Source organism: Tychonema sp. LEGE 07196 (assembly GCF_963890365.1).
Classification (GTDB): domain Bacteria; phylum Cyanobacteriota; class Cyanobacteriia; order Cyanobacteriales; family Microcoleaceae; genus Microcoleus.
The window spans coordinates 73,795-88,212 of record NZ_CAWPRX010000097.1; the positions used below are offsets into that span (position 1 = coordinate 73,795).

Annotated in this window: 14 protein-coding genes and 1 rRNA gene; 6 read left to right on the forward strand and 9 right to left on the reverse strand. The window is 45.7% G+C overall.

The window, feature by feature from the left end; all coding sequences use genetic code 11:
• Positions 1–33: 33 nt before the first annotated feature.
• The 3 genes from sufD to sufB form a co-directional block, all read right to left on the reverse strand.
• Complete coding sequence (gene sufD / locus AACV78_RS12155) at positions 34–1,356, reverse strand: Fe-S cluster assembly protein SufD (RefSeq protein ID WP_194011178.1); 1,323 nt, start codon at positions 1,354–1,356, stop codon at positions 34–36.
• Positions 1,353–2,144 carry a Fe-S cluster assembly ATPase SufC gene (sufC, locus tag AACV78_RS12160; RefSeq protein ID WP_194011179.1) on the reverse strand — a complete coding sequence of 264 codons (792 nt, stop codon included), beginning with the start codon at positions 2,142–2,144 and terminating at the stop codon, positions 1,353–1,355. Before sufC ends, sufD begins: the two co-directional genes overlap by 4 nt.
• Positions 2,145–2,467: 323 nt before the next feature.
• Positions 2,468–3,907 (reverse strand): Fe-S cluster assembly protein SufB, encoded by a 1,440-nt coding sequence (sufB, locus tag AACV78_RS12165; protein WP_194011180.1) that lies wholly within the window; start codon positions 3,905–3,907, stop codon positions 2,468–2,470.
• A 188-nt stretch (positions 3,908–4,095) separates the two neighbouring features.
• On the opposite strand from sufB, the gene sufR reads away from it, so the two are divergent.
• From sufR to rrf, 4 genes are all read left to right on the forward strand, one after another.
• On the forward strand, positions 4,096–4,767 hold the full coding sequence (gene sufR / locus AACV78_RS12170; protein ID WP_194011181.1) for an iron-sulfur cluster biosynthesis transcriptional regulator SufR: 672 nt from the start codon (positions 4,096–4,098) through the stop codon (positions 4,765–4,767).
• 118 nt (positions 4,768–4,885) lie between these two features.
• The gene (locus AACV78_RS12175; protein WP_194011182.1) at positions 4,886–5,263 is read left to right on the forward strand and encodes a hypothetical protein; all 378 of its coding nucleotides are present in this window, start codon (positions 4,886–4,888) and stop codon (positions 5,261–5,263) included.
• A gap of 7 nt (positions 5,264–5,270) precedes the next feature.
• The gene (locus AACV78_RS12180; RefSeq protein WP_194011183.1) at positions 5,271–5,672 is read left to right on the forward strand and encodes a hypothetical protein; all 402 of its coding nucleotides are present in this window, start codon (positions 5,271–5,273) and stop codon (positions 5,670–5,672) included.
• A gap of 33 nt (positions 5,673–5,705) precedes the next feature.
• Positions 5,706–5,822, forward strand: a 5S ribosomal RNA gene (rrf, locus tag AACV78_RS12185).
• A gap of 54 nt (positions 5,823–5,876) precedes the next feature.
• Here rrf and AACV78_RS12190 read toward each other — a convergent pair.
• The 4 genes from AACV78_RS12190 to vapB all read right to left on the reverse strand — a co-directional run bounded on the left by AACV78_RS12190 (position 5,877) and on the right by vapB (position 9,268).
• Complete coding sequence (locus AACV78_RS12190) at positions 5,877–6,071, reverse strand: hypothetical protein (protein ID WP_194011184.1); 195 nt, start codon at positions 6,069–6,071, stop codon at positions 5,877–5,879.
• A 3-nt stretch (positions 6,072–6,074) separates the two neighbouring features.
• Positions 6,075–6,548: a type II toxin-antitoxin system VapC family toxin gene (locus AACV78_RS12195; protein ID WP_194011185.1), complete on the reverse strand. Its 474-nt coding sequence runs from the start codon at positions 6,546–6,548 to the stop codon at positions 6,075–6,077.
• A 442-nt stretch (positions 6,549–6,990) separates the two neighbouring features.
• Positions 6,991–8,712 carry a tetratricopeptide repeat protein gene (locus AACV78_RS12200; protein WP_228042202.1) on the reverse strand — a complete coding sequence of 574 codons (1,722 nt, stop codon included), beginning with the start codon at positions 8,710–8,712 and terminating at the stop codon, positions 6,991–6,993.
• Positions 8,713–8,839: 127 nt separating this feature from the next.
• On the reverse strand, positions 8,840–9,268 hold the full coding sequence (vapB, locus tag AACV78_RS12205) for a type II toxin-antitoxin system VapB family antitoxin (RefSeq protein WP_228042203.1): 429 nt from the start codon (positions 9,266–9,268) through the stop codon (positions 8,840–8,842).
• A gap of 223 nt (positions 9,269–9,491) precedes the next feature.
• On the opposite strand from vapB, the gene nadC reads away from it, so the two are divergent.
• On the forward strand, positions 9,492–10,352 hold the full coding sequence (gene nadC / locus AACV78_RS12210; RefSeq protein WP_194011186.1) for a carboxylating nicotinate-nucleotide diphosphorylase: 861 nt from the start codon (positions 9,492–9,494) through the stop codon (positions 10,350–10,352).
• Positions 10,353–10,682: 330 nt separating this feature from the next.
• On the opposite strand, the gene AACV78_RS12215 is transcribed toward nadC, so the two are convergent.
• Both AACV78_RS12215 and AACV78_RS12220 read right to left on the reverse strand, forming a co-directional pair.
• On the reverse strand, positions 10,683–11,711 hold the full coding sequence (locus tag AACV78_RS12215; protein ID WP_194011187.1) for a C39 family peptidase: 1,029 nt from the start codon (positions 11,709–11,711) through the stop codon (positions 10,683–10,685).
• Between the two features lie 339 nt (positions 11,712–12,050).
• Complete coding sequence (locus AACV78_RS12220; RefSeq protein WP_194011188.1) at positions 12,051–13,379, reverse strand: M16 family metallopeptidase; 1,329 nt, start codon at positions 13,377–13,379, stop codon at positions 12,051–12,053.
• A gap of 132 nt (positions 13,380–13,511) precedes the next feature.
• Here AACV78_RS12220 and AACV78_RS12225 point away from each other — a divergent pair, with 132 nt between their 5' ends.
• Positions 13,512–14,384, forward strand: coding sequence for an ABC transporter permease (locus AACV78_RS12225; protein ID WP_194011189.1), 873 nt, complete (start codon positions 13,512–13,514; stop codon positions 14,382–14,384).
• The last annotated feature ends 34 nt before the right edge of the window (positions 14,385–14,418 follow it).

The following is a 14,418-nucleotide window of genomic DNA, read 5'->3' on the forward strand; positions in this document are numbered from 1 at the left end:
AAGAAAACATCACCCAGCCTGTTGCTAATTCCTTTATTCTTGCACAGCCACACAAGTAGAAAGCATTTTTGCTACTCCCAGAATTGGCAATTTATCCAGAATTTCCGCCGCAAAAGCATCAATCAGCAAATAGCGGCTTCTCTCTAAATCCAAACCGCGACTTTGCAAGTAAAAAAGCTCGTCATCTTCTAACTGGCTGACAGTTGCACCGTGGGAACATTTAACGTTATCCGCCACAATTTCTAGCTGCGGTTTGGTATCGACGCGAGCTCTGGGCGACAGCAACAAATTCCGGCTCAACTGTCCGGCATCTGTCAATTGTGCGGCTTTGCGAACGAAAACTTTGCCGTTAAATACTGCACGAGCTTTGTTACCAATAATGCACTTGTGCAATTGGCGGCTTGTACCGTGAGGGTAATTGAAATCGATTAAACTGTGAGTGTCGGATAACTGTTCGCCAAAGGCTACGGTTAAACCATTTAAAGTTGTTTCGGTGCCTTCGCCGCGCTGAAATACTTCTAAATTGTGGCGCGATATTTTGCCGCCCAAGCTGATAGCATGACAAGTATAACGGCTGTTGCGAGATTGGACGATCGCACTTTTGCCGATATGAACTGCATCCAAAGCTTCGCGCTGAAGCCGAACATGGTTGACAGCGGCGTTTTCGCCGACAACAACCTCCGTCACAGCATTCGTAAAAGCGGGTACATTACCGAGAGTTGCGTAATCTTCAATTAGCGTTACATTGCTTCCAGGCTCTGCGATAACCACACAGTGCGGCTGAGACATGGTTGGAGATGCACCTGGTGCGGTCAGGAACAGCAAGTGAATCGGCATTTCGACGCACACATTGGCCGGTACGAACACCACCGCAGAATCGGCTAAACCCGCCACATTCAGCGCGGTAAACACCTCTGTTTGCTGTTTGTGCTGGCTCAAAACATCGGTGATGCGCGATCGATATTTTTCCGGTACATTAGATAAATTACCTGCATAAAAGTCCGGCAAATTCACCGTTGACAAATCCGGCGCATAAAAACCGTTAACAAATACCAATCTTAACGGTAAATCATCCCGATTCTTCACAGGCATAACAATATCAGCCAGCTTAACCGTTGACTGATAGCTTTGCGGTACATGAAAAGGAACCTGCAACATCGACGACAAATCAGTAAAGCGCCACTCCTCATCCCTCACCGTCGGAAAACTTGCAGCAAGCACGTATTCAGTCGCCGCATCCCGCAAATCCTGCAACCCGTAAGCCGAACCTTTGCGATTAGCAACCTCCAACTTGCTGCACTGATTCACCAAATCAGCCAAAAACATTTCTTTAGTAGCAACTTGCGTATTTATCATCGCGCGCCAACTCCTGCTGCTTCCTCTTCCACAACCCAATCATAACCGCGCTCTTCCAATTCCAGCGCCAACTCTTTCGGGCCAGTCAAGATAATTCTACCAGCTTCCATGACATGAATAAAATCAGGAATAATGTAATTCAACAACCGCTGATAGTGAGTAATCACCAACATACAATTTTCAGCACTTGACAACTGATTCACCCCGCCGGCGACAATTTTAAGAGCATCGATATCCAAACCAGAATCAGTTTCGTCCAAAATAGCTAATTTAGGATCCAGTATAGCCATTTGCAAAATCTCATTCCGCTTTTTCTCGCCGCCAGAAAAACCTTCATTAACGCTGCGGTTCAAGAAAGAGTCATTCATCTTGACAATTTCCAGCTTTTCCTCGACAAAATCTTGGAAATCAAAAGCATCCAACTCTTCCAAGCCGCGATGTTTGCGGTGGGAATTGTAAGCCACCCGCAAGAAATCCAGATTGCTAACGCCCGGAATTTCCAAAGGATATTGGAAAGCTAGAAATATGCCCGCCAAAGAACGTTCTTCCGGCGCTAATTCTAGTAGATTTTGACCCAAAAATGTAACTTCTCCGCCCGTTACCGTATAAGCAGGATGGCCGGCTAATATTTTGGATAAGGTGCTTTTCCCTGAACCGTTCGGGCCCATGATGGCGTGGATTTCGCCGGATTTAATTTCTAGGTTTAAACCTTTCAGGATTTGGGTATCTTCGACGTTCGCAGTTAAATTGCGGACGGATAGAACTACTGGACTATTTTCAACAATCATCTCTTTTTTTCCTTTGCCTCAATGCACTTTACAATTGTTTTCGTTTCTACACTCTGGCTATTGCTGACCACTTAACGTAAAACCTAGCGTCTCTTTTGTTTGTATCGAAGTTTCGATCCCCCCTAGCCCCCCTTAATAAGGGGGGGACAATAGTGTTTTCAAATTACCCATTATTAAGGAAGGATAATAGTGTTCTCAAAGTCCCCCTTCTTAAGGGAGATTTAGGGGGATCGGGCCTCGAATAAAAGCGACATTATTTATGGATTGCAGTCTTAATTTGTCAGCAAGAGACTCGGTATGGAAGGGTTTATCGCCAGCCACAATTATCCCACACTTCCTTCCAGCTTCAGACTGAGCAACTTATCAGCTTCCGCTGCAAATTCCATTGGTAACTGATTGAAAACATCTTTACAGAAACCGCTAATCATCATCGAAATCGCATCTTCTGCTGAAATTCCCCGCTGGGCGAAGAAGAACAATTGCTCTTCCCCTATTTTGGAAGTCGAAGCTTCGTGTTCCACTTTAGCAGTATTGTTCTGCACTTGAATGTAGGGGAAAGTATTCGCTTGAGCGTTGTCGCCAATTAGCATCGAATCGCACTGAGAATAGTTGCGAGAGCCTTTAGAGTTGGGCCCCATTTTTACCAATCCGCGATAGCTGTTTGCAGAATTACCCGCAGAGATTCCTTTAGAAATAATCGTGCTGCGAGTATTTTTGCCGACGTGAATCATTTTGGTGCCGGTGTCAGCTTGCTGCTTGTTGTTTGTCAGGGCTACCGAGTAGAATTCGCCTACGGAGTTGTCGCCGACTAATACGCAACTGGGATATTTCCAAGTAATCGCCGAACCGGTTTCTACTTGCGTCCAAGAAATCTTGGAATTGACTCCTTGACACAAACCGCGCTTTGTCACAAAGTTGTAAATCCCGCCTTTGCCGTTGGCGTCGCCGGCGTACCAGTTTTGGACTGTTGAGTATTTGATGTCGGCATTGTCCATTGTTACCAATTCCACGACGGCGGCGTGCAGTTGGTTGGTGTCAAACATCGGGGCGGTGCAGCCTTCTAGGTAAGACACGGAACTGTTTTCTTCTGCGACAATTAGGGTGCGCTCGAACTGGCCGGAATCTTCGTTGTTGATGCGGAAATAGGTTGACAATTCCATCGGGCATTTTACGCCTTTGGGAATGTAAACGAAGGAACCATCGGTGAATACGGCGGAGTTGAGGGCTGCAAAAAAGTTGTCGCCGACTGGTACGACTGTGCCAAGATATTTTTCGATTAGTTCGGGATAATCTTTGATGGCTTCTGTGATGGAACAGAAGATAACGCCGTCTTTGGCTAGTTTTTCTCTAAAGGTTGTGGCAATTGAAACGCTGTCGAAAACAACATCGACGGCGACATTTCCCAGTCGTCTTTGTTCGGATAGGGGAATTCCTAATTTCTCGAAGGTTTCTAATAGTGTCGGATCAACTTCGTCCAAACTGTTGAGCTTTTTGGGCTTTTGTTTTGGCGCGGAGTAGTAGATAATGTTTTGGTAGTCGATCGCGGGATAGTTGACGTGGGGCCAGGTGGGCTCGGTCATTGTCAGCCACTTCCGGTATGCTTTGAGGCGGAATTGCAGCATGAATTCCGGTTCGTTTTTCTTCGAGGAAATCAGGCGGACTACATCTTCGCTCAAGCCGCGGGCGATGGTGTCCGACTCGATGTCGGTAACGAAACCGTATTTGTAGGGCTGGTTGACTAGGGTTGTGACTGTAGAGCTCATGATTTTGCGTGTTCAGTGTTCTAGATAATGCTCTCAAAGATGGCAGACGGGCAATGGTTGTCTGGGCTTGAGCGAGTTCTGCTGGACTGCTCGGTTGAGTTAAACAACAGGTTTGTTGCTTTACTATATTTTAAGCTACATTAACAATAGTGATATTGTCAAAGTCAAATTAATAATTTTTTGTGAAGATGATGGAGACTACTCAGCAGACTTCCACGAAACAAGACATCCTGCAATATTTGCTCAAGGGGGGTCAGGGGACGGCTCTTGAGTTGGCGGAGTCTTTGGAGATGAGCCCGCAGGCGATTCGCCGTCATTTGAAGGATTTGGAGGCGGAGGGGCTGATTCGGTATCAGTCGGTTCAGGCTGGTATGGGGCGACCGCAGCATATTTATGAGCTTACCAGTCTGGGGCGCGATCGCTTCCCGAACCGTTACGGCGATTTTGCTGTGTCTTTCTTGGATACCCTGGCGGAAACTGTCGGCCGCGAGCAAGTGATTAGTATCCTGCGAAAACAGTGGCAGCGCAAGGCTACGGACTATCGGCGCTTTGTGGGTTCGGGTTCGCTGCAAGAGCGGGTGACTAAGTTGGTGGAACTCCGCAGGGCTGAAGGTTATATGGCTGAGTGTTATCCTGTAGAATCTGTAGGTATGGAAATGTGCGATCGCGATGTTAAGGGCGATCGATTTGTGTTGATGGAACACAACTGTGCTATTTCTAATGTGGCGGAAACTTTTCCGAGTGTTTGCGGCAATGAGTTGGAAATGTTTGCGGCTGTGTTGCCGGATTGTATTGTGGAGCGGACTCACTGGATTATTGATGGGGAACACCGCTGCGGTTATTTGATTGCTAGAAAGTAGTCAGTAGTCAGTAGTCAGTAGTCAGTAGTTGTTATTAGTTATTAGTTATTAGTTATTAGTTATTAGTTATTCAACAGTCAACAGTCAACAGTCAACAGTCAACAGTCAACAAATAACTATGCAACCATTAGCAGATTTTTTAAAGCCGGAAGAGTGCGCCGAAGTTGATATGGCGCTGCTGTCGTCGAAGGAGAAGTTTTCGACTCGATTGGCAATTTATGGTTTGAGGGTGCTCAAGCAAATTGCTGGGGAGACTGGTTTGCCGATAACTGAGGTGTCTAACCAGCAGGTGATGGATTGGATTAAGAATGATGAGAGCATTCAACAGTCGATTCAAGTTGATGCTAGTTTTGAAAACTTTTTTACTAATTTGGTGGTTGCGTCTTTGCGACCGTTGAAGCAAATTGCGGCAGAATCTGAAAGTGCGATCGAGCAATTAACAGTTAAGCAGGTTGTGGCGTGGTTTGAGAAGGATGCGAAGATTCGCAGAGAGTAGGGTATGGATGCTGGGTTTTTGGATTTGCGATCGGGCTGACGCGCTCAGACTCCCAGAAACCGGGTTTTTTCGGAATCTGTCGCCTGTAACGAAATATTTTCATAAAAACCCGGTTTCTCGCCTCTGGCTCAGACTCCCAGAAACCGGGTTGTTTCCGAATCTGTCGCCTGCAACGAAATATTTTCATAAAAACCCGGTTTCTCGGCTCTGGCTCAGACTCCCAGAAACCGGGTTGTTTCCGAATCTGTCGCCTGCAACGAAATATTTTCATAAAAACCCGGTTTCTCGCCTCTGGCTCAGACTCCATGACATCATCGAAAAAAAACTTTTCACCAAGGGGTTGACAAACTGGGGAGAGTTTGCTAAGGTAATTAGGTCGAGCGAAAGAGATGCAGCGCATCAAACTTAACGCAGACACAGGATTTAAAGTTTTCAAAGCTTTCCTGGTGCTTATGATGTAATGGAACCACTCCGATCCATCCCGAACTCGGTTGTTAAACGTTGCTATGGCGAAGATACTCGGCGGGTCACTGCCCGGTAAAATAGCTCAGTGCCAGGTTAATCATAAATTAAAGCTCTTTTCCCGCAACAACGGAAAAGGGCTTTAGTTTTTTCACAGAATATTTTTGCCCCGCCCGCTCCAGCGCCCTGTGAGGACGCGCTTTGGCGACAATTTCACCACTTCTCTGCCACTTTCAGCTTGTTTCTTCTGCAAGTCTGCAAATATTGCGTCCAAGTCATAATTGAAAGACTTGGCATACTCTTGACGAATTTTGTGAATTTCTTCTACGATTTCATCTTGCAGCATAAATTAATTTCCTAGTAGTTCATAGGGCGTACAAAGAATCGGCAACTCGTATCCGCAATCAAAACTGATTTCTGCAAGTTTTCCCTGGATTTGAGCGTTTGCGATATGCTTACAGTTCCAGGTTAACAGGTAATCCAAGCCGTGAACGGTCGCTGCTGCAATGTGAATTGCATCGATATGTGCTTTAGGGGGAAGATTGCTGCGTGTAAGAAACTGCGAGGCTAAGTCTCGTACAGCTCGATTTAATTCTAGCAATGGAACACCGCGAAGCAGTTCCATACGTTGAACCCCAATTTCTGTGTCTCCTTGTGCTACCTCGTTTAGGACAGCTTGTGAGATGTACATTGTGAAAGCACTGCGGCGATACTCCCACCAATCTTTTGTTACCTCGATATTGGCAGCCAGGATTAGGTTTTTAGTCGATCGAGCTGTTAGGTAGCCCAAGATGCTGGTTTCAATGTAGAGGGTTTCACTCATAGGGGATAGGTTGATAGCCTCTTCATTTTAAACCCAACCATTCCTCGTTGTAAAACTCCTATTCTATTTTGGTGCTTCTGGAGCACAAAGTGGATGCAGTGGCTGACTTCTGGAAAAAATGATTCTGGAAGTTGCTAAAATTAAGAGCGATCGCAATATCACGAACAGTCATAGTAGTTGCCTCTTTCAGTCGTCTTTATTTTAACACAATCATCACAGGCGATCGCCCTTAATTTTAGCAGTCAATAGTGGGCGATCGCCTTGCCTTTTCCTTTGCGCCTACAGCGTTCCCGCTGCTATGCGGTACACTCAAAAACTGTAAAATAAGATAACCTGGGTTGGCTCGTAGCTGCTACTGTACCCCATAAAAGCGGGAACCGCTGTATATGAGCCGTCAGGATACTGGTAGAGGCAGACCTTTTCGATGCTTCCATAGTTCTTCCTATTTTAGATACGAATTTGCCCATTTATAGCGATTTGGATCTTTACTGAGAAGATACTCTGCAACTTCTCTACGTTTATCCTTGTCTTTTGTCATTCTGACAATTCTTTCAATTTCGTCGTCGGTATCATCAGCCCCACGTTCTGCGGCCAGTTCAAACCAATTATCACCATCCGCATATTCACGTCGGTCGTAACAAATTGCTCCCATCAAGGTATAGGGTTGGTGACTATCAGGGTGACATTCTCTTGCTTGCGTTGCACAATTTTCTGCTTCATCTATTTGATTAAGATCCCGAAAGGCTGCACCTCTAGTTACCCACAGAGCTGATTTCAGGTCAGATTCTTGCACTTTGTTCCAGTTCAAATTTTCTGTGACTTTTAGAGCTTTTTCAGGCTCATCTGCCTTACGCCAGTTACTACTTGCACTGGGTAACTTCCATTTATTTCCAGTTCGTTGATGTTCTTTTTCGTAAAATATTGCTTCTAATCTGTAGTAGGCTACCGCTATCTTTCCATGTCGAGCAAGACGACCTTCTTCCATTAATTGAATGACTTGTTTTGGATCGAGTCTTTCCTCTCGCTCAAGTTTAAGCATAATTTCATAAAATGGGTCGATTCCTAATTGACCCACAATCTGATACTTGGTTTTTAATGCCTTGAAGTAAAGCTGTTTGGCAATATCTACTGTTTCAAAAAGTCCTTGTTCTGACAACCACTGAATATCTTTTTCCGAGTCAATCAATACTTTCGACTCGCCCGAAGGATTTGAAGTTTTTGATTCACTAATCTCAAAAATTCTAAGGATAAAAAATAAACGGCTCGAAGGATCTGAGCTTTGATATTGAGTGGCTTTATATTTATTTTTAAGTTCCACAAAGAATCTTCTGTCCTTACGCTCTCGATCGATTGCAATTAATTCGCTCAAGTTTTGCTGCTTCAACCACTCACATTCACTAGGCTCTAGTTCTAATTCTGATTTTAATTTGCTCAAAATAGAATAGAGTGGACTAGAAATAGAAGTATCTGGGTGAGAATCAATCTGATATTTAGACTTTAGTTCTGAGAATTCAATTTCAGCTTTCCTTTCATCCTCTTGCTGCCAATGAATTTCTAGTGTTTCTCCCAAATCTAATTCTAAAAGCCATTCAGCTTCGGAGTTAGATAATTGCTCTCTCGCATCAAGCTTTTTCAGAATAGAATAGAGAGGCTCTTCAGGAAATTGGTTTAGATTCTTAGTGGCTTTATAGTTAATTTTGAGTTTTGAAAAGTTACGAATATCTTGAATTAAAGTTATTGTGTCTACAAGACCATGATTATTTAGTAGTTCCAACTCTGAATCTGTAAGGCTATACCCAGGATCAAATTTCCAAAGTATTGAATAGACTGGGCTGGAGATGAGAAGCTCTAACTCTTTTGGAATATGGTACTTAGTTCGCAGTTGCAGAAATTCAGCTTCTAGCCTCTTCTTGTCTTCTGCTTGGTATTGCTGTAAAGAAATGATTTCAATGGTTCCGATAAGGCGATTCTCTGCTAGCCATTCAAACTCTAGGTTTGTGACCTGAATGCCCAGGTTGGCTTTTCTCAGTATCAGATATAGGAAACTATCAGATACATCACTATTATACTGACTTACTTTATATTTCTGTTTAAGAGCAGCAAAGTGCCTTTTCTGTAGCTCACTATTATCCATACCTGCATCCATACCTGATGTGATATTCACGGCAATCAGTTAAGCCTATATGAGTCAGATGAACTTCCTTAAGAGGCTCAAACTTTTTTTGATACCAAAGTAAACCCATTTATCCCATCAAAGCACCAATAGCCAACGTTGTCAACAGGAGACTCGTTTACATATAATCCTTTAAATCTTCGAGAGGTTCATAAAAATCATCAGACATCGAGATTTTATCTTTCCAAATTCCCAGTCCGCCTCGCTTGGCAGCTTTTTCGGCTTTAGGAGCCTCTTCCGCGTCTCGCTTTACAAAAAATTCCTTGATATCCTCAAGCGGCTCATCAAAGTCGTCAGGTAGCGGTAGAACAAACATTCCTTTCATTGTTCCGGCAACACGACGCTTCTTTGTCGGCTTTTCTTGAGTTGAGTTTTTAGCCTGCTTTTCAATCAAAAACTCAATATAATGAAGCACTTCTGTCTGAAGAGACTCAGGAAGTTCTGCTAATTTTTCTAAAATGACTGGCTGTATCATGGTTTCTGCTCGCGATCGCCCATCTACTCCATTAAACCACCAAAACCCAAGGTCAGCAACAGAATAGCCCATTATGTAGTGCGATCGCCCAAAATCGCACTCACACCATCATCATTCTGCAACTTGCCGAAAATTACCCGATCGACTATTCTTCCTAATAGCAGTTCCAAACGCACGGGTAGTCAGAAACCGGGTTTTTCCCGAGATACTTTGTTACAGCCCGATTCTCTGGCAAAAACCCGGTTTCTTTGGTTTTGATGCGTAATTCCTATTGATATAACAACCAACAAAAAACATGACAGCAATATTGCCACCTTGGATAGTTTTAGACTCCCTACTGCACGACTGGCTGCTAGAAGATATCGGTAGGGGCGATCGCACAACATCGGCCTTATTTCCCGCAAACAGCATCCAGGGTACTGCTAAATGGGTTGTCAAAGAGGCTGGAGTCGTTGCTGGATTGCCGATCGCCGATCGCACATTTAAACTTTTAGACAGCAGCCTCAGTTTCATCCCCCAAGTACCCGAAGGGAAACTGTGCGAAAAAGGAGAAGTAATTGCCGAAATTTCCGGCAATTTCGATGCGCTATTAACCGGAGAAAGAGTAGCATTAAACTTGGCAATGCGTTTGAGCGGCATCGCTACTTTAACTCAAAAATATGTTGACAAAATTGCCGATTTGCCCGTGCAATTAGTCGATACGCGCAAGACAACACCGGGATTGAGGTTGTTGGAAAAATACGCAACTCAAGTCGGCGGCGCTTGCAATCATCGGATGGGATTGGATGACGCGGTGATGGTGAAAGACAATCACATTGCAGCGGCTGGAGGAATTGCCGAGGCGATCGCCCGTATCCGCAATTCTATCCCCTATCCGCTGACAATCGAAGTTGAAACGGAAAGCCTTGCTGAGGTGGAAACGGCTTTGCAGCACAAAGCTGATATTATCATGTTGGATAATATGTCCTTTGATTTGATGCGGCAGGCTGTGGCAATAATTCGGGAAAAGAGCGATCGGGTAAAAATTGAAGCGTCTGGGAATGTGACTTTAGAAACTATTCGGAGTGTGGCGGAAACCGGAGTTGATTATATTTCTACCAGTGCTCCAATTACGCGATCGACTTGGCTGGATTTGAGCATGAAAATTAATAGTTAGTTACTGATATCAGGAGACGGCAATGCCGTTTCCCTACAATTAATTAGGGTAGGGAAACGGCATTGCCGTCTCCTCCTCGCAAGCGCAATCGATTATTTTGATTGACTATTCGCTGTTCACTATTGTTATATCAATTATAATTGCATCAGAAGAATTTAACCGCAGAGAACACAGAGGGCACAGAGAAAGAGAAGAGAGAGCGGCAATTCTGATGCTACCAGATTTGATATTATTGGTTATTTAGTCGTGTGAATAACTAATAATTAATTCCCAATTTTTAACGCTCAATTCCCAATTCCCAATTCCCAATTCTCGATGCCCAATGCCAAATTACTTCGAGATAAAATGCACCCAAAAATCTCCGTCAGCCATACAAACGCTGCGGATTAAACGATAGGAATAGTGCAAGTAGGCACCGCTGACACTTGTGTCGTAGCCGCTTGGGAACCACTCGCCATAGGGGTCGTGAACGAAGAATCCTTCGCTGTCGTAGCCCGCAGCAACTATAATGTGACCGAAAGACGTGAAGTATCCGTGGATGACAGCGGGATTTCCGCTTGCCAGCCAATCTTGAACGTCATCAATAGTTGCATTCTCGGTATAGTAATCTTGAGCGCCGTAATCTCTAACAATTTTTGCCAAATCGTAGGGATCCCAGCGACTGTAACCTTTGGCGATCGCATATTCGTAGAGTTCGTCTTCATATTGTCCGCTTCTATTGCGCCGCGGCACTCTCAAAAAGTCCAGACACATCGCTATGGAAGTTACATTACAAGCACCTGTAGGATTGTAAAAATTATCTAATTGCGATCGATAAGGAATGCCAAGTCGGACAGTGGGCGGGTTTGGTTTGGGATAAAGCAAAACGCCGTCTAGAGTAACTTGAGCGTGTCCTCCGTAAACATACCAAATCCCTGAACCTTTGAAAGATTCGTTGCGGAGAGCAACCCTAATGTGACCGCGAATTGGCACAAAAGCCAGGAGTTCAAACTCTTTTCCCGCTGGGATTACTTGTTTTTCTGAGTCCTGAAGTTGAGAAGACGCTAGGGGTTTTGATTTAAAAATAGTGTCTCTGGTCGTTTTCAGGATCGGGCGAGGTGTGGGAATGTCCGTTGTTTTGGTTTCGATCAGCTTTTTGGCTGTGATTGCTCCCAAAAAACCCGGTTCGCCGCACTTCATCAAGGTTTGAAATCGGTGGAGGGCGGCGGTAGAAAGTGGGCCAAAGATGCCGTCTACTGGAGGTTTCAGTAAACCCAGGTCAATGAGGCGGCTTTGAATTTGGCGGCTGAGTTCGTTGTCGGCAGCGATCGCTTTGGCATCGTACCTAATTTTTGAGTTGAGAAAGTTTTGTAATTTCATGCTTCCCTGCACACTTCAACGATTCCAAGTTTATACTCTCAGAAAATTACGGCCATTCTACCGATCGCCCGTACCTTAAAAGCTTTAAATTCATGATTCGATACAAAACCTTTAAGGCGGAGTGCGATCGAACTTGATATCCTGTCCAGTCGATCGATCGAAATAAGATGGGTTAGTAGTGCGGACTTTAGTCCGCACTACTAACCTTTTTTTGTTACCATCCTAGATCGGACAGGATCTGACACAGTATTTTCAAATCAAAGAAGGCGATGATTTACCTTCTTTGTGCTCCCTAGCTTGACAAGCAAACGATTGCGTCTGGGAAGGAAGCAGTCGGGTTTATGCTGCTTCGGGGCGAATTACCACCACACCCATCGCATCGGGAGACAGATATTTGACGGCGGCTTCCCGGAGATCCTCGGCTGTCTGAGATTGGATGCAGGCTGCGTAGTTGAGGGCCGGAGCGATATCTCCTACCATCGACTGATAGTAACCGTACAAACTTGCTCGATCGCTGGGAGTTTCGTTACCGAAGATAAACCGATTTGCTACTTGGGTGCGGATGCGGGAAATTTCGGCATCTGTCACCAGTTCGGTTTGCAGAGTGCGGATGTGTCCGACGATGGCTGCTTCCACTTCGGCTATATTTTCTGTCGCTAGTTGAGCGGAAATCGAGAATACCCCGCCTAGTCGCTGAGTCATGTTGCTGACGGAAATTGACGAGACTAGCCCTCGATTTTCGCGCAAATCCTTAACCAAGCGAGTTGTGCGCCCGTGGCCCAATACTGTCGCCAAAACGTCGAGGGCATAGGTTTCGGACATTTCCACAAAGCCGGGGACTCGCCACATCACGATCAGTCGAGCTTGCTGGAGGGCAGAGTCTACAAATTCGCGGCGAACTGTTTCGGTAAAGGGCGATTCTTGGCCGTAGTTGAGAATTTCGGATTCTGGGTGAAAGCTGCTGAGTGCGGGCTGATTTATGGCGCTGTTTTGTGCTGTGCTTTTGCTGGCAAAACTTTCGGCGACAATTTCTATTAGTCGATCGACCGGCAAGTTACCTACAGCGACTGCTGTCATCGCCCCTGGCTGATATCTGCTGCTGTGGAAATCCCGCATTTGTTGGGCCCTCAGATTTTCGATGACGGAAGTCGGGCCTAATACCGGTCGCTTGTAGGGCAGGACTTCAAAGGCTAATTGCATCGATCGCTGATAGGTGCGCCGGCGCGGATTGTCTTCCGATCGTCTGATTTCTTCCAATACTACCAGCCGTTCGCGCTCGAAGGCATCGTCGGGAATGCTGGCGTTGAGCAAGACATCGACTTGTAGGGGAGCTAGTTCAGCAAAATCTTTAGGAGCTGTGGTGATGTAATAGTTCGTGTAATCTTGACTGGTGGCGGCATTGGTGACAGCGCCGCGCTGTTCGATCGCCCGTTCAAATTCTCCACTCTGGATGCTGGGAGTTCCCTTAAAAATCATGTGTTCTAAAAAGTGAGCCATACCGTTGATTTCGTCGGATTCTACGGCTGAGCCTAAATTCATCCACACGCTGAGGTTGACGGCATCGACTGGTAAGTGTTCGGCTATAACTGTGAGGCCGTTGGGGAAATGGCGCACTGTTGGAGCGTTCAGGGGCGATCGGGCGGAGGTTTTGAGCAGGGTTGATGTCATTAGGGTTTTAAATTTATTTGTTCTCTATATCTTAAATGGTCTTTAACGAAGGCATCGAGGATTCGGCATCCGCCAAGCAGGCTATAAAAACTGCGATCGGGTACAACTGTTTTTTTTTTGACATTATTAAAAATGGAAAATCCCAAATTGCATCAAAATTTAATATTTCGACAGCCTGCTTGGCAGCGATTCGCCCGATCGACCTCCGGGAAAATCGGCTTAATTTTGACTGTAGCGCTGATTTTCTCGGCACTGTTAGCTCCCCTACTTTCCCCCTACAATCCGGCGGTCGATCGCGATTATTTATCCCGATTAGTGGCTCCTAGCGCCCAGCATTGGTTCGGCACCGACAGTTTGGGGCGAGATTTGTTGGTGCGAGTGTGGCACGGATTGGGGATATCTTTGGTCGTCAGCTTAGTTTCTGTGGCTGCGGGATTGTTTGTGGGAGGGCTGTTGGGACTCTTCGCCGGATATTTTCGCGGATGGGCCCAAGTGGCGATCGGCACTTTGGCGGATATTTTGCTAGCTTTTCCTTCGATCTTACTGGCGATCGCCGTTGTCACCGTCACCGGGCCGAGCCTGCAAAGCGTAATTATCGCCGTCAGCCTCGTGCAAATTCCCATTTACATCCGCCTCACGCGCAGCATGGTGCTATCGCTGCGCGAACAAGAATTTGTCTTAGCAGTCAAAGCCTTGGGCGCTGGCGACTTACGGATTATTTTTCGCCACATTTTGCCGGGAAGTCTCCCGCCGTTAGTTGTACAAGCAACTCTTTCGACTGGTACAGCCACGCTAGAAGCCGCCGGTTTAGGTTTTCTCGGTTTGGGCGCGCAGCCGCCAGCCCCGGAGTTGGGGACAATGCTTTCCGATGCTTTTAAAGGCGGATATGCTCTTTCATCTCCTTGGACTATTTTGTTTCCAGGTTTGCTGATTACCTTGATAGTTCTCGGTTTCAACCTTTTAGGCGACGGGCTGCGAGACGTTTTAGACCCCAGGGGGAATTAGAAGGGAGAGTGGGAGATTGGGAGAGGGGAGAGGG

What these genes read in the sequence shown, in the direction of transcription:
- nadC (WP_194011186.1), top strand. Translation starts at nt 9,492, where the DNA reads ATGACAGCAATATTGCCACCTTGGATAGTTTTAGACTCCCTACTGCAC.
- AACV78_RS12180 (WP_194011183.1), top strand. Translation starts at nt 5,271, where the DNA reads ATGCTGGGTTTTTGGATTTGCGATCGGGCTGACGCGCTCAGACTCCCA.
- AACV78_RS12175 (WP_194011182.1), top strand. Translation starts at nt 4,886, where the DNA reads ATGCAACCATTAGCAGATTTTTTAAAGCCGGAAGAGTGCGCCGAAGTT.
- sufC (WP_194011179.1), bottom strand. Translation starts at nt 2,144, where the DNA reads ATGATTGTTGAAAATAGTCCAGTAGTTCTATCCGTCCGCAATTTAACT.
- sufR (WP_194011181.1), top strand. Translation starts at nt 4,096, where the DNA reads ATGATGGAGACTACTCAGCAGACTTCCACGAAACAAGACATCCTGCAA.
- AACV78_RS12220 (WP_194011188.1), bottom strand. Translation starts at nt 13,379, where the DNA reads ATGACATCAACCCTGCTCAAAACCTCCGCCCGATCGCCCCTGAACGCT.
- AACV78_RS12215 (WP_194011187.1), bottom strand. Translation starts at nt 11,711, where the DNA reads ATGAAATTACAAAACTTTCTCAACTCAAAAATTAGGTACGATGCCAAA.
- sufD (WP_194011178.1), bottom strand. Translation starts at nt 1,356, where the DNA reads ATGATAAATACGCAAGTTGCTACTAAAGAAATGTTTTTGGCTGATTTG.
- AACV78_RS12195 (WP_194011185.1), bottom strand. Translation starts at nt 6,548, where the DNA reads ATGAGTGAAACCCTCTACATTGAAACCAGCATCTTGGGCTACCTAACA.
- vapB (WP_228042203.1), bottom strand. Translation starts at nt 9,268, where the DNA reads ATGGGCTATTCTGTTGCTGACCTTGGGTTTTGGTGGTTTAATGGAGTA.
- AACV78_RS12190 (WP_194011184.1), bottom strand. Translation starts at nt 6,071, where the DNA reads ATGCTGCAAGATGAAATCGTAGAAGAAATTCACAAAATTCGTCAAGAG.
- sufB (WP_194011180.1), bottom strand. Translation starts at nt 3,907, where the DNA reads ATGAGCTCTACAGTCACAACCCTAGTCAACCAGCCCTACAAATACGGT.
- AACV78_RS12225 (WP_194011189.1), top strand. Translation starts at nt 13,512, where the DNA reads ATGGAAAATCCCAAATTGCATCAAAATTTAATATTTCGACAGCCTGCT.